The organism is Segatella sinensis (genome assembly GCF_040095255.1).
Lineage (GTDB): Bacteria > Bacteroidota > Bacteroidia > Bacteroidales > Bacteroidaceae > Prevotella > Prevotella sinensis.
Window position 1 is genome coordinate 1 of the sequence record NZ_JBBNGE010000002.1, and the last position, 13,258, is coordinate 13,258.

Sequence of the window (13,258 nt, forward strand, 5' to 3'; positions counted from 1 at the left end):
ACGTAGGCATGTATTGAACATTTATTCAGACAACTATGCTTATGCCAACCTGTTCAAGACAGACTTTGGTTAAAGGCAATGCTTTTCTGGTTAAACCGGCGTATTACCTCAAGTCGCTTTATGGGGTAAGGGAATTTTGTGTTTACGACGTTTCTGTTATGCCCAAGGAATATGTACAATAAAAGAATTTTGGTCGTTTTACAAGTAAATTCTCACGAAACCCTATAGGTTGCGGATTTGAGGGTATAAGTGAAAGAAATAACTCTAAAAAGGAAACTTTGATGGAATTTTTCGCTTTTTTCTGTTCTACTTGATGTTATCTCGCAGAAAAATCGTAACTTTGCAAATCATATAACAACAACACAAAGAATAAAATGAAGAAAAAAGCAACGGTCCTTATCGCCTCTATCATGGCGTTCTGCGGAATCAATACCGCTCACGCTGACGAGGGAATGTGGACGATTTACAACTTGCCTAACGCTGTATATGAGATGATGCAGCGCGAAGGCTTCAGTATGACTTACGACCAGCTCTACAACGGCGAGAACGCCTTGAAGAATGCTGTGGTTAACTTCTCCGGCTATTGCTCAGGCGTAGTCGTTTCTCCAGACGGTCTGGTATTTACCAACCACCATTGCGGTTTCGAGGCTATCAGAAGCCACTCTACCGTGGAGCACGACTATATGCTCAACGGTTTCTTTGCTAAATCTTACGCAGAGGAATTGCCTAACGAGAATATGTTCGTCAGCTTTATGGTTGAACAGAAGGATGTAACCGATAAGGTGATGAGCCTCGGATACGAGAAACTCGACAACAAGAAGCGCGATGAACTCATCGATTCTCTGGAGAACGAGATGACTAAAGAGGCTAAGAAGAACGATTCTACCCTCCATATCACCGTTCAGCCTTTCTACGAGGGCAACAAGTGGTACGCTACTACCTATCGCGACTTCACCGACCTGCGTCTGGTTTTCACCGTACCAAAGTCTATGGGTAAGTTTGGTGGCGATACAGACAACTGGATGTGGCCTCGCCAGACCTGCGACTTCTCTGTATTCCGCATCTATGCCGACCCTAAGACCAATGGTCCTGCTGCCTACAGCAAGGACAATGTGCCTTATCATCCTAAGCGTTGGGCACAGGTTTCTCTCCAGGGTTACAAGGATGGCGACTATGCGATGACCATGGGTTACCCAGGCAGCACAGAGCGCTATCTTTCAAGCTACGGAATCCAGACCATGCGCGATGCAGAGAATGCGCCTCGTGCCCAGGTTCGTGGCGTAAAGCAGGAGGTGATGCAGAAGCACATGCGTGCCGACGAGGCTGTACGTATCAAGTACGACAGCAAGTATGCCAGCTCTTCCAACTACTGGAAGAATGCCATCGGTATGAACAAGTGTATCGACTCTATCGGCATCGTGAATCTGAAGCGTGAGTACGAAACCCGTCTCCGTGCTTGGCAGGATACAGCCAAGGCAGCCAACGACCTCGCCCACAAGGTAGATTTCGACAAGCTCGCCAAGCTTTACAAGGAAAGCGCAGACGTGAAATACGCCTGGACCAACTTCTCTGAATCTTTCACCAGAAGAAGCAACATCGAGTTCTCTACCCGTGCCATCAAGCTCCAGACCAACATGGAGGTGAAGGGTCCTGAGAAGAACAAGAAGAAGCAGTATCATGAGTTTGAAGATAACTCTGCAGAATGGGATATGGCGCTCGATAAGGAGGTGCTCGCTACCCTCTTGAAGAACTATAAGGAGCACGTAGATGCAAAATGGTTGCCTAAGTTCTACAAGACCATCGACGCTGAGTTTGGCGGCGACTACGCCAAGTATGTGGATTATCTCTGGGAGAAGTCGCTCATCATGAAGAAGGGTGCCAAGCTCTACTTCAACAAGAAGGGATATGAGAAGGATCCAGGCGTAAGCTTCGGTATGGATCTGAACGATGTATTTGCAGATTTCGCTGCTCAGATGGGCAGCATCAACGACAGCATCGCCGAGCAAGAGAAGTATCTCTGTGCAGCCAAGCTCCGTATGGAGGAGGACATGCCTCACTACAGCGACGCCAACTTCACCATGCGATTGAGCTACGGTCAGGTAGGCGGTTTCGACCTCGGTGGCAAGCCATCAGGCTATTATACCACAGCCGAGAACATCGTAGAGAAGATGAAGAAGGGCGATAAGGTAATCGATTACTACGCTGAGCCTATCATGCACGAGCTTCTCTCTGAGAAGGACTTCGGCAAGTATCAGGATAAGACGACTGGCAAGATGCAGCTCTGCTTCCTCACCAACAACGATATTACCGGTGGTAATTCTGGTAGCCCTATGTTCAATGGTAAGGGTGAGTTGATTGGTCTTGCCTTCGATGGTAACTGGGACAGCCTCAGCTCTGACATCAACTTCGACAAGCGCCTGGCTCGCTGCATTGGTGTGGACATCCGCTACGTGCTCTACCTGATGGATAAGTGGGGACACGCAGACCGCCTCTTGAAGGAGATCAATGCGAAGTAAATCCTATCTCTGAATCAACAGAGATGATAGAATGGTTTATCCTGGGATAAAGATTAGTCTCAGGATGATATAAAAAGAGCGGAAAATCAGCTGTTAACTGTTAACCCTGTTAACTCCTGGCTTTCCGCTCTTGTTTTATTTAGTCTTTCTATTCTTGTTATCTTTCTGATTTTCAACTTGTTTTATCTTAAATATTCGCAACTTACAGAATTCCTATTAATATTGCGAGATATTATTCAGCTCCTTCAATGAAACCTGACGAGGCTTTTCGGCGAGTTTCTTCTTCAATTCATCCACTGTTATTTCAAAAGAAGGATTGAAATCGCTGAGCGCATATCAGTCCCAGGCAAGCGATAAGAATAGATTTCTTCATTTGCTTATAATTGTCTAATAGTTCATACCAAAAGCCCAGAGTGGAATAACATTACCCATGCCTGTCTCTATATCATCCTTCACAATATATCCCTCTTTTGCCTCAGAAATCTGCTTCTGACCTTTCTTTTTACCACCAATCTCAAAAGTCTTGTCTTCTATCATGAAATCAGAGATTGGAGAATTGAAGACAGCATGATTCACACGCATCTGATTAAAAAAGAAAGTCTCTCGTTGATTGCCAATATCAGGCACCGAAGAAGAGAGAGCAAAGGAGAGGTTAGTATTATCAAGATACACCTTTTCTACCTTGCCCAAACCACGCACACCTCCTGTGGACTCGTGAAGTTGGGCTATCAAACCTGCACGCTCCATCAGTTCGAAGTAATCGGGCAGATTATTGCGATCTACCTTGATAGTTGTAGCAATGGTACTCATGTTTGGCTTGAAAGGCACACTATCAGCTATTACCTGCATCAGTTCCTTCAATTTTCTGGACACCATCACCGTATAATTGGCATATTGTGGAATATCCGTCTCCAAAGTCATACTCACTACTTGATTCAGTCGCATCCTATAGCCCTCATCCTTAGAAAAAGGATAGTAGCCCTTGCACAGATATTCATTAAACAATGCCAACGGATGCTCAATCTCCTCCGGCAAAACGACTTCATTATTTACGATTTGTTCCAATGTAGAGACAGGAATGTCTATGCCCTTTTCCATACCGATGTATTCACGAAAAGACAAACCTTGCATCGTAAAGACCAGTACTCGTCGGCTTAAATCTGCTGTACCTTTATAAATATCAAGCACAGAAGAACCGGTAAATACCACTTGCAAGGTTGGCAGATTATCGTATATCATCTTAAGTTCTGTAGCCCATCCCTTATATTTATGTATTTCATCGATAAAAAGATGCTTGCCTCCAAGTTGGCTAAACTTCATTGCAGTTTCAAAGAGAGTATGATTAGCGAAATAGATGGATTCCGCACTCACGTAGAGTGTGTCTTTCATCTGAAGATTCAATTTGATATACTGCAAAAGGAGAGTTGTCTTGCCGACTCCACGAGGTCCAACAAGGGCCGTCATCCGATTCGACCAAGGAATCTGATGATACATATATCGTAGGTATCGAGTATCGGTACGCTTGATAAGATTGTCAGAAAGTTGCTTCAATAATTCCATATTTCTTGCCTTATTTGATGTTTACGGCTGCAAATATACAAAAATTGCGGTAAAAACACCGCAATTTACCAAAGAAATTGCTGTATTTTTACCGCAAAATACGGATATTGCATCAAAACATCCCTTTGATGCAGGCTTTCATCTTATTATAAATCGCTGCCTAAATTACTTCTTCTTAGGTCTGCGGCGAGCCCAACCTTCTTCCTCGAAGTTTGGCTCCTCACCCTTGAGCTTCACGTTGTCGTTGTTCTGGAAGAACTGGCGCCAATCGCCTGTATCCTCCTGAGAGCGAGACTTTCTGCCGCCACGAGATTCACCACGGCTTCCACGTCCTCCCTTTCCACGAGAATCACGAGAGTCTCTTGCATCATCAGAAGAACCTCTGCGACCACGACCTTCCGAGCTGCGTCCGCCACGGGCTGCTCTACCATGACCCTCCTCATCAGCATCGTTACATCTTACGATTCTGCCCTTGTACTCAGTACCATTCAATGCCTTCATCACGCGCTTAGCATCCTCCTCAGGCACCTCGATGTAGGCAAACTTACTCAGCAGGTCGATGTGACCCACCTCCTGACGACCCTTCACGTGCTTGTTCAGATACTGCATGATTTCGCCCGGATAGAAACCATCAGCCTTACCCAGGTTGATGAACAGTCTCTTGAAACCAGCCTCAGTCTCATGCTTTCTGCGACCATTGGAAACCTTGCCACGGCCTTCGCCACGGCTTCCACGGCTTCCACGGCCTTCTCCGCCACGGGACCCTTTGCCTGTTTCTGGCTTGATAATCTCAGGAGCATTCTTATAGTAATCGAGGAACTTACCGAAGGTGATGGTTACCATCTTCTTGATGATGTCCTCCTTGTCGATGTACTCAAACTGGCGGTTGATTTCAGCCATGTATGGTTCAATCTGATCCTCATCCACATCGGTCTTCATGATGTCGTCCATGGTCTTGAAGAGCTGCTTCTTGCAGATTTCCTCTGGGGTTGGCAAAACGCCGTCCACGAACTCCTTGCCAATCTGCTTCTCAATCTGGCGAACCTTGAACTTCTCTCTGGTATGGATGATAGAGATGGATGTTCCCTTCTTTCCGGCACGACCCGTACGACCGCTTCGGTGGGTGTAGCTAGCCACATCATCAGGCAAACCGTAGTTGATAACGTGAGTCAGATCCTCTACGTCCAGACCACGGGCAGCCACATCGGTAGCCACCAGGAACTGAACGGTATGGTTGCGGAACTTCTGCATGGTGAGGTCACGCTGCTGCTGACTCAAGTCGCCGTGCAGCGCCTCTGCATTATAACCATCCTTAATCAGCTTATCTGCAATATCCTGAGTCTCCAGCTTGGTGCGGCAGAAGATAATTGCAAAGATGCGCGGATAGAAATCCACCACACGCTTCAGGGCGAGATACTTGTCCTTGGCATTTACCAGATAGTAGATGTGGTTTACATGCTCAGCACCCTCGTTGCGCGAACCCACTACGATTTCCTTGTGGTCGTGCAGATAGTTGAGGGCAATCTTCTCGATGTCCTTGCTCATGGTAGCCGAGAAGAGCAGAGTGTTTCTATCTTCCGGAACGTTCTCGAAGATGGCATTGATGCTCTCAGAGAAGCCCATGTTCAGCATCTCGTCAGCCTCATCAAGCACCACGTTGTTCACGTTCTCCAACTGAGCCACGCCACGATTAATCAAATCGAGCAGACGACCAGGGGTAGCCACGATAATCTGCACACCATGCTTCAGGGTGCGAATCTGGCTTCCGATGTCGGTACCGCCATAAACAGCGACAATATGCAAACCGTTGATGTACTTGGCAAAACTGTTCAAATCGTCTGCAATCTGGAGGCAGAGCTCACGTGTAGGACTGAGGATGATAGCCTGTGTCTGCTTGCTGCTGGCATCAGTTTTCTGGATAACCGGAATACCGTAAGATGCAGTCTTACCCGTACCGGTCTGCGCCAACGCAATCACGTCGTTCTTATTACCAAGCAAATATGGGATAACTTCTTCCTGAACTGGCATTGGATTCTCAAATCCAAGCTCTTCGATGGCACGGCGAATCTCCTCGCTCACGCCCAATTCTTCAAATGTCTTCAAATCTTTTTAACCTTAATTCATTATAATCTAAATGGAAGGCCGAATTCACCCTCCCAGCCATGAATTAGGGTGCAAAATCCTTCCGAAACGCTTGCGGCAATCCCACGCATTTATTAAGATTGCCTAAATTCGGGTGCAAAGATACGAAAAAAATGCGAGTTTCTTGCATTTTTTGCGCAGAATTCATTATCTTTGCATTATCTTTACAGGTAAATCGGGCAATATTGCTCCGAACTGGCTAACAAGAATCATAAACATCAACCGAGAAGAACGAATATCGCGTCACAACGACATCGCTTAACCTCGAATAACAAAGAATCGAAAAAAATGAAAAAGGTAATTTTCACCCAGGATTGGATGGCAATGCATCCATACGAGAAACCAAACGAAGTAGATCAGTACTATACAGAACTGGCTAACGAAATATACCACGCCCTCGACGAGGCGTGCTTCACCCATCAGTTTAAGAATGTGGAGGATGCCAAGCAGCTTGCACTCAGCATTGCAGGCTACCTTGAGGATGTGATTTCCGGTGCAGGAATCTGGAAGACGTTTACTGCGGAATGCAAGAAGCGCTACGGTTCCTACATTCCTTTCTATGAGAACGAGGACGATTTCGTTCCGAATACCCTAAACGAAGATGTTCCAGCCTACGATCCGGAAGAAATCAACTTCGCCGACATCAAGTTCCTGTGTTGGCACCATTACCAGCAGAGCACCTACATTCAGGAAGCCGTTCCTTTCCTTTTCAGCACGATGACGCTGGCAGCCAAGCTTGCCTATAATCTGCTCGACAAGGAATACGAGACAGCGCCTGAGAATGAGCGTCTGATTACCTATCTGAGCGAAATGCCTGTACTGGAGAGTCAGAATGAAGAAGAAGAGAAGCAGCTCGACGAAATTCACCGCCGCGACACATTGGCTTGGTTTCACTATGGCTGCTACTTCAATGTGGGCAATCGCCAACGCCTGCAGTTCGCTCTCCAGCAGATGGCAAATTCTCCTCAGGGACTTACAGAGCCTATGGCCTACTCCGTACAGATGGAGATGACCATTGCCAGCAGAAGCAATCTTCTGGCGCTTACTTCCTTAGAGTGGCTTGAGAAGATTACGGCTGAAATGCCTACCCACAAGCTCTGGGAGGATAAGGAATTCAAGGAGAAGATCGAGAAGATGGAGGCTAGCGTAGATCGCGAGAAGGCTATCCACGATTACAACCTGCTGAAGGCAAAGGATTATGGCGACAAGTTCATCTTCCTGGAGGATGTGAAGACCCTGAAGGAGTTCCTCAAGAAGATTGAGTTCGAATTGCCTAAGGATATCCGATTCCCACAGAAATACGAGAAGGGCATCATCGTGAGCGCAAGTCCTTATACGGGTATCAATATCAGTTTCGGCTTCGCCCACTGCATCGCTTCGCCTGAAAATCCTTACTACAACGCTGAGCGCGCTGAGGAAGACTGCTTCAGCATCATCAGCGGCAACGGCCGCCCACTTCCTTACGAGATTGTGTGCAAGCTGATAGACAACAATATGTTGCCTGACGCCAATATCTTCACCAGCCGATATGTGAAGGAGGAAGGCTTGAAGATTACCCAGGCAAACCTCCAGTTCCTTGCCGATTACTATCTGATGGGCAGAAAGGACAAGGATCTGTCGCCAGCAGAATTGTGGTAAAATCATACAGAATATTCAAAAGTCTAGAGAAGAAAGAGCGGAAAAACAACTGTTAACTGTTAACTCTGTTAACCCCCGGTTGTTCTTCCGCTCTTTTTTATTTTTAGTAATTTCTCAGTTAGTTATTCCAAAATCACTAATTTAAAATTTGCTTGCACTTGATTAACCAAGCCGCATAATCGGGAGTAAATGACTGTTAACTCTGTTACCCCCTATTTCAGATTCTTATCCAGAAACTCCAGCATTTTCTCCTGCGCTTTCAATCCGCAGGAATGAGGGATTTCCCAAAGTTCCGTATCCAGCAGATTATCAGCTCCCTGACTCTTCCAAACCTTGTGCATTTCTGCGAAAGCATCCTTTACGCCAGGTACCGGAAAGAGCTTGTCTTTTGTACCATTGATGAAGAGCATCGGTTTCGGACAGGCGAGGGAGGCGATGTAAGGTTTGTCGATAAGAAATCTATCTTCCTGTTTATAAGATTAGTTATTGTTTGCAAAATTAAGAAATTATCCGCAAAAAGAGCCCAATAATCTCGAATTTTTTGCGTACCTTTGCCTAAAACATTTATAAATAACGGATAAAACATCATCAAATAGAAGATAAAACATCAATAAACAACAGATAAAACATTATCAAATAGAAGATAAAGCAATATGAAAATAGCAGTTTTTTGTTCAGCAAACAAGAATATCGACCCCGACTTCTTCACGATGACTGAAGAGATGGGAAAGTGGATGGCTGAGAACGGCCACGACCTGGTTTTCGGCGGCTGCAACTCCGGTCTGATGGATTGCATCGGCAAGGCTGTAAAGGCGCATGGCGGCAGAACCATCGGTGTGGTTCCTACGCTAGTAGAGCGAGGCGGCAGAACCTTCCCTGACCTCGACATCGAGATTCCGTGTGATAATCTCAGCGACCGCAAGGACCTGATGCTTGCCCAGAGCGACATCTTCGTAGCCCTTCCTGGCGGCATCGGCACCCTGGATGAAATCTTCACCATCGCCGCCGCCCACACCATCGGCTACCATCACAAGATGGTGATTCTCTACAACATGAAAGGCTTCTGGAACTCCACCATCGCCCTGCTGGATGATATGGCAGAGAAAAGCATGATTCGCGGCGATTGGCGAGATGTGATAGAAGTAGCGGATAACCTGGCAGAATTGACAAAGCTCTGCGAGGGATAGAACCCTCTATAGAATCATCTATAGAAATGAAGTAAAGCGACCTTCTACCGAGAATACAATTCGGCAGAAGGTCGCTTTTTACGTTCTTACAAACCAAAACTCTTTCTGGCTTGCCTCAATGTATTCTCTCCTACCGTATAAGCATAGCAGGCAGAAGGAATGAAATGAAGCGTACCAAAATCCATCTCCTTTACTCCTCCCTTACTGATGGAAGTTACCAATGCCTGAGGCAGATGATTCTTCTCCATAAAAAACTGTAAGGACGAAAGTTCAGAAGGTCTGTCGAAGAACCTGTCCGACCATTTGATTTCCACCGCCCAACAAGGCTTCTGCAAAGCATCATTGATGCCCACCAAATCCACCTCGCCCTGCGAACGCCCCATCTTCCAGTTGGCATAGGCAATGTGTCCCTTTCTCGGAATCCACTGCGAATAAATGGCAGTTTCTATCATGTCTCCGATATTGCCATCCATAATCTTGATTGGCTCAAAAAGCGCACATCTCAGCGAAGGATTAGTCAGATAAATCTTGAAAGTAGTTTGGCGCTGGAATCGCTTTGCCGTATCATCCGTTCTTGTCACAACCTTTATCAGGAAAGCAGCCTCCAGATACTGGACGTACCTGCGAATGGTTTCCTTCTTGACTCCCGATTCCTTCGACATACTTTCATACGAAAACTCCATACCGCTATGATAAGCTATCATCGTAAACAACGAATTCAGTTCCTGCACATCCGAAATGCCATAAAGACTCGGCAAATCTCTCAACAATACCTTATCTACAATATCGTGGCGAACAAACTGCCCCGGGTCTTCCTGCATTCGGGAAGAAAAAGCCACCTCAGGATAACCGCCATAATTGATATAGTCGAGGAAGAGACTGTTCAGCTTATCAATATCTATCGTACTATAGATATCGCTCTCTATCCCATCCCATTCCACCTTGGATTGGCGCATCAAATGCTCATATTTCTTAAGATGGATATACTCGAAGAAAAGCAACGGCGGCAGATTGAAATCGGTAAACCTGCCCGCTCCGCTTTCGTTGCTGCTCTTTTTCAATGCCGCAGCAGCAGAACCGGAAGCCACAAACTTCACGTTGTGATAAGTATCTACCAGGGATTTCAGATTGATTTCCCAGTCTTTGAGATACTGTATCTCGTCGAAGAAAACATAAAATTCTTCCTGGCTGTCTTCCTTATCCAATATCTGTTTTGCCAAAGAAAACAACTGTTCCAAGAGGATATTATTATAGATAGGAGTTTCCACCGAAACATAGATGATATTCTGAGGCGATACGCCCTCGTCTATCAACCGCTGGATGGAATGATAGAGCATCACCGTCTTACCCACTCGGCGAGGTCCCATCAAGATGAGGGCACGCTGAATGCTGACATCCCTTACCAGTGGATAGAAGATGTCGAGATAGAGGCGAGGACTCATTTCCTGATAGTAAGAAGGTATCCTGCCTTCCGTCCACCAAGGGTTGTCTATCTTCAACCTACCCAATATCTGTTTCTCTAAAAGTGCCGTATATTCCATAATTCCAACTATTTTTGGGCACAAATATACGGATAAATTTCTTAATCTGCAAGTTTTGGTAAAAATAAGCCTATTTTTTTATGCTTAATTTGCATTTCTAGGCGATTTTTCAGACAAAAGCGTGCATTTTAAGGAAAAAGGGACTCTGTTTCGCTCATTTTCTATATTAATTTACGATTATAACTTATTGAATATCAATATTAAAAACAAGGCTTGCAAATTAAGCATATTGAAATATGCTTAATTTGCAACCATATAGAACTCTAAAGAAAGAGCGGAAAAACAACTGTTAACTGTTAACTCTGTTAACCCCCAGTTGTTCTTCCGCCCTTAAACTTTTATTCCGCCAGCAGCTTCTCAGCCATCGCCTTACCCAGCGCCTCGCACTGCGCCTTCACCTCTGGAGTAATCGCCTGCTTCATATCTACCGGCTCGCCCACTGGCTCGTAGTGGAGCTTGGTTTCGTTCCACTCCTGAATCTTAGCCACAGCCTTGCTTGCCCAGCAATGAGAACCGTACCAGCCAAGAAGGTGGTTCTTGATGTCCTTATTGGCAAGCTCAGAGAGGAGAACCTCCATCTCGTGATAAAGACCGGCATTGTAGGTTGGAGCACCTACGATAAGACCCTTGTAGCGGAAGATGTCGCGCAGAATGTAGCTGTGGTGAGTCTTCGAGATATTGTACATTACGATGTTCTTCACGCCAGCCTTGCTTGCTGCACGGGCGATGATTTCGGCCATACGCTCGGTGTTGCCGTACATGGTGCCGTAACAGATAACCAAGCCCGGCTCCGTCTCATACTTCGACATCTTATCATACATGCCGATTACCTTCTCAATATGCTCGTGCCAAACCGGACCATGGGTTGAGCAGATATAATCCAGCTCCACGCCAGCCAACTTCTTCAAGGCATTCTGAACAGGGATTCCATACTTACCCACAATGTTTGAGTAGTAGCGAACCATCTCCAGCCAGAAAGTCTCGCAGTTGATTTCCGTATCGATGATTCCGCCGTTCAGTGCGCCGAAGCAGCCGAACGCATCGCCCGAGAAGAGCACCTTGTTCTTCGCATCCAGGGTAACCATCGTTTCTGGCCAGTGAACCATAGGGATGAGAACGAAGCTCAGATCGTGGTTGCCCAGAGAAAGAGTTTCGCCATTCTTCACCTCTACCACATCGTCGGTAACGCCATAGAAGCCTTCGAGCATTCCCAGCGTCTTCTTGTTGCCCACGATCTTGATGTTAGGGTAATATTTCTTGATGAGGGCGATGGAGCCGCTGTGGTCAGGTTCCATGTGGTTGATGATGAGGTAATCGATTTCGCGGTCGCCAATCACCTCGTGAATGTTCTCGAGGAACTGGGTGAAGAAATCAACCTCTACAGTATCTACCAGCGCGACCTTCTCATCGTCAATGATATAAGAGTTGTAGCTCACTCCGTTAGGCAAAGGCCAGAGGCCCTCAAAACGATGCTTATTGCGATCGTTTACGCCTACGTAATAAATCTTGTCTATAATTTCTGTCATATCTTTTCTTTATTTTACAATGTTCTATAATAATATTTAAAGCTTTTGCCCTTACAGGGCGACAGGGGGAAATGTTGTTTATACCCAGGGTGTTGCCCTGGGCTAGGAGCTTCTGCCCTTTACCTTTCCCTTCGGCCGGTGACCGTTGGTTCAGGGCGTATTGCTAGAATTACAATTCCTTCTTCTTTTCTTCTCCGAATTCCTTGGAAACATAATTGTAGATGTCCTTGCAGCATTCGGTGGAAAATTCCTGGGCGCTCTTCAGGAGGCTGTCCCATTGCGCCTCAGACAATCCACGGTCGATATCCTCGCGGGTGATTCCATCCTTGATCAGTCCGAATACGAAACCGGCATTGAAGTTATCGCCGGCTCCGATGGTGCTCACCGGCTTCATCTTCTCCGAAGGATAACTCTTGGCAAAGCCGTTCTCGGCTCTCACCTCTACAGGCTCAGCGCCCTGGGTGCAGATAAACTTCTTGCAGTAGAAACTGATTTCGGCATTATACACCTTATCCGCCTCCGGCTTCTTGTAGAGGATTCCGAAGTCCTCATGGCTTCCGCGCACAAAATCAGCATACTCCAGGTTCTCTATCAGATTAGGCGTAATCTTCATGATCTCATTCTGATGAGAAGCACGGAAGTTGATGTCGTAATAGAGGATGGCACCGTGATTCTTGGCGTACTCCAGAAAACCGGCCACCTGAGGACGAACCACCGGATTCAGGGCGAAGAACGAACCGAAGAGCACGATGTCGCCAGGATTGATTTCGGGAGTGGCAAACTCCAGCTGGTCGTGGGGATGGTCCTTGTAGAAGATGTAGTCGGCATTGTTGTTCTCGTCGAGGAACGCCAGCGAGAGCGGCGACTTCGATTCCGGAAAGATGCTCACATTGTCGGCATTCACCCCATTATCTCTCAGAAACTGAATCACATACTCACCAATACGGTCGTTGCCCGCCTCGCTGATAAACGAAGCATTCACGCCCGCACGTCCCAACGAGATGACTGCATTGAACGATGAGCCACCTGGTACTGCCTCTATCGGCTTGCCGTTCTTGAAGATGATATCAAGCACGGTCTCTCCTATTCCTATAACCTTACGCATTGTTTTATGTCTCTATTTATATTTTTTGGGGACAAAGATAATT

General features: G+C 46.3%; 9 protein-coding genes. 3 read left to right on the top strand and 6 right to left on the bottom strand.

Annotated elements, in window-relative coordinates; genetic code table 11:
• Nucleotides 1–374 precede the first annotated feature (374 nt).
• Complete coding sequence (locus AAAT87_RS00680) at nucleotides 375–2,516, top strand: S46 family peptidase (RefSeq protein WP_349225336.1); 2,142 nt, start codon at nucleotides 375–377, stop codon at nucleotides 2,514–2,516.
• A gap of 387 nt (nucleotides 2,517–2,903) precedes the next feature.
• Here the strand turns inward: AAAT87_RS00680 and AAAT87_RS00685 are convergent, their stop codons facing one another.
• Both AAAT87_RS00685 and AAAT87_RS00690 read right to left on the bottom strand, forming a co-directional pair.
• Nucleotides 2,904–4,076 carry an ATP-binding protein gene (locus AAAT87_RS00685; protein WP_349225337.1) on the bottom strand — a complete coding sequence of 391 codons (1,173 nt, stop codon included), beginning with the start codon at nucleotides 4,074–4,076 and terminating at the stop codon, nucleotides 2,904–2,906.
• 165 nt (nucleotides 4,077–4,241) lie between these two features.
• Complete coding sequence (locus AAAT87_RS00690; RefSeq protein ID WP_349225338.1) at nucleotides 4,242–6,179, bottom strand: DEAD/DEAH box helicase; 1,938 nt, start codon at nucleotides 6,177–6,179, stop codon at nucleotides 4,242–4,244.
• A 327-nt stretch (nucleotides 6,180–6,506) separates the two neighbouring features.
• Here AAAT87_RS00690 and AAAT87_RS00695 point away from each other — a divergent pair, with 327 nt between their 5' ends.
• Nucleotides 6,507–7,856: a DUF3843 family protein gene (locus tag AAAT87_RS00695; protein WP_349225339.1), complete on the top strand. Its 1,350-nt coding sequence runs from the start codon at nucleotides 6,507–6,509 to the stop codon at nucleotides 7,854–7,856.
• A gap of 212 nt (nucleotides 7,857–8,068) precedes the next feature.
• Here the strand turns inward: AAAT87_RS00695 and AAAT87_RS00700 are convergent, their stop codons facing one another.
• Nucleotides 8,069–8,266, bottom strand: coding sequence for a hypothetical protein (locus AAAT87_RS00700; RefSeq protein WP_428848551.1), 198 nt, complete (start codon nucleotides 8,264–8,266; stop codon nucleotides 8,069–8,071).
• A gap of 243 nt (nucleotides 8,267–8,509) precedes the next feature.
• Here AAAT87_RS00700 and AAAT87_RS00705 point away from each other — a divergent pair, with 243 nt between their 5' ends.
• Complete coding sequence (locus AAAT87_RS00705) at nucleotides 8,510–9,043, top strand: LOG family protein (RefSeq protein ID WP_349225340.1); 534 nt, start codon at nucleotides 8,510–8,512, stop codon at nucleotides 9,041–9,043.
• 86 nt (nucleotides 9,044–9,129) lie between these two features.
• Here the strand turns inward: AAAT87_RS00705 and AAAT87_RS00710 are convergent, their stop codons facing one another.
• The 3 genes from AAAT87_RS00710 to AAAT87_RS00720 form a co-directional block, all read right to left on the bottom strand.
• The gene (locus AAAT87_RS00710) at nucleotides 9,130–10,584 is read right to left on the bottom strand and encodes an ATP-binding protein (protein WP_298528730.1); all 1,455 of its coding nucleotides are present in this window, start codon (nucleotides 10,582–10,584) and stop codon (nucleotides 9,130–9,132) included.
• A gap of 338 nt (nucleotides 10,585–10,922) precedes the next feature.
• On the bottom strand, nucleotides 10,923–12,110 hold the full coding sequence (locus tag AAAT87_RS00715) for an FprA family A-type flavoprotein (RefSeq protein WP_349225341.1): 1,188 nt from the start codon (nucleotides 12,108–12,110) through the stop codon (nucleotides 10,923–10,925).
• Nucleotides 12,111–12,279: 169 nt separating this feature from the next.
• The gene (locus tag AAAT87_RS00720) at nucleotides 12,280–13,215 is read right to left on the bottom strand and encodes a carbohydrate kinase family protein (protein WP_153113322.1); all 936 of its coding nucleotides are present in this window, start codon (nucleotides 13,213–13,215) and stop codon (nucleotides 12,280–12,282) included.
• Nucleotides 13,216–13,258: the final 43 nt, after the last annotated feature.

Bases quoted from the DNA above. Each gene is read 5' to 3' on its own strand.
- AAAT87_RS00685 (WP_349225337.1), bottom strand. From the start codon at position 4,076: ATGGAATTATTGAAGCAACTTTCTGACAATCTTATCAAGCGTACCGAT.
- AAAT87_RS00705 (WP_349225340.1), top strand. From the start codon at position 8,510: ATGAAAATAGCAGTTTTTTGTTCAGCAAACAAGAATATCGACCCCGAC.
- AAAT87_RS00680 (WP_349225336.1), top strand. From the start codon at position 375: ATGAAGAAAAAAGCAACGGTCCTTATCGCCTCTATCATGGCGTTCTGC.
- AAAT87_RS00710 (WP_298528730.1), bottom strand. From the start codon at position 10,584: ATGGAATATACGGCACTTTTAGAGAAACAGATATTGGGTAGGTTGAAG.
- AAAT87_RS00715 (WP_349225341.1), bottom strand. From the start codon at position 12,110: ATGACAGAAATTATAGACAAGATTTATTACGTAGGCGTAAACGATCGC.
- AAAT87_RS00700 (WP_428848551.1), bottom strand. From the start codon at position 8,266: ATGCTCTTCATCAATGGTACAAAAGACAAGCTCTTTCCGGTACCTGGC.
- AAAT87_RS00720 (WP_153113322.1), bottom strand. From the start codon at position 13,215: ATGCGTAAGGTTATAGGAATAGGAGAGACCGTGCTTGATATCATCTTC.
- AAAT87_RS00695 (WP_349225339.1), top strand. From the start codon at position 6,507: ATGAAAAAGGTAATTTTCACCCAGGATTGGATGGCAATGCATCCATAC.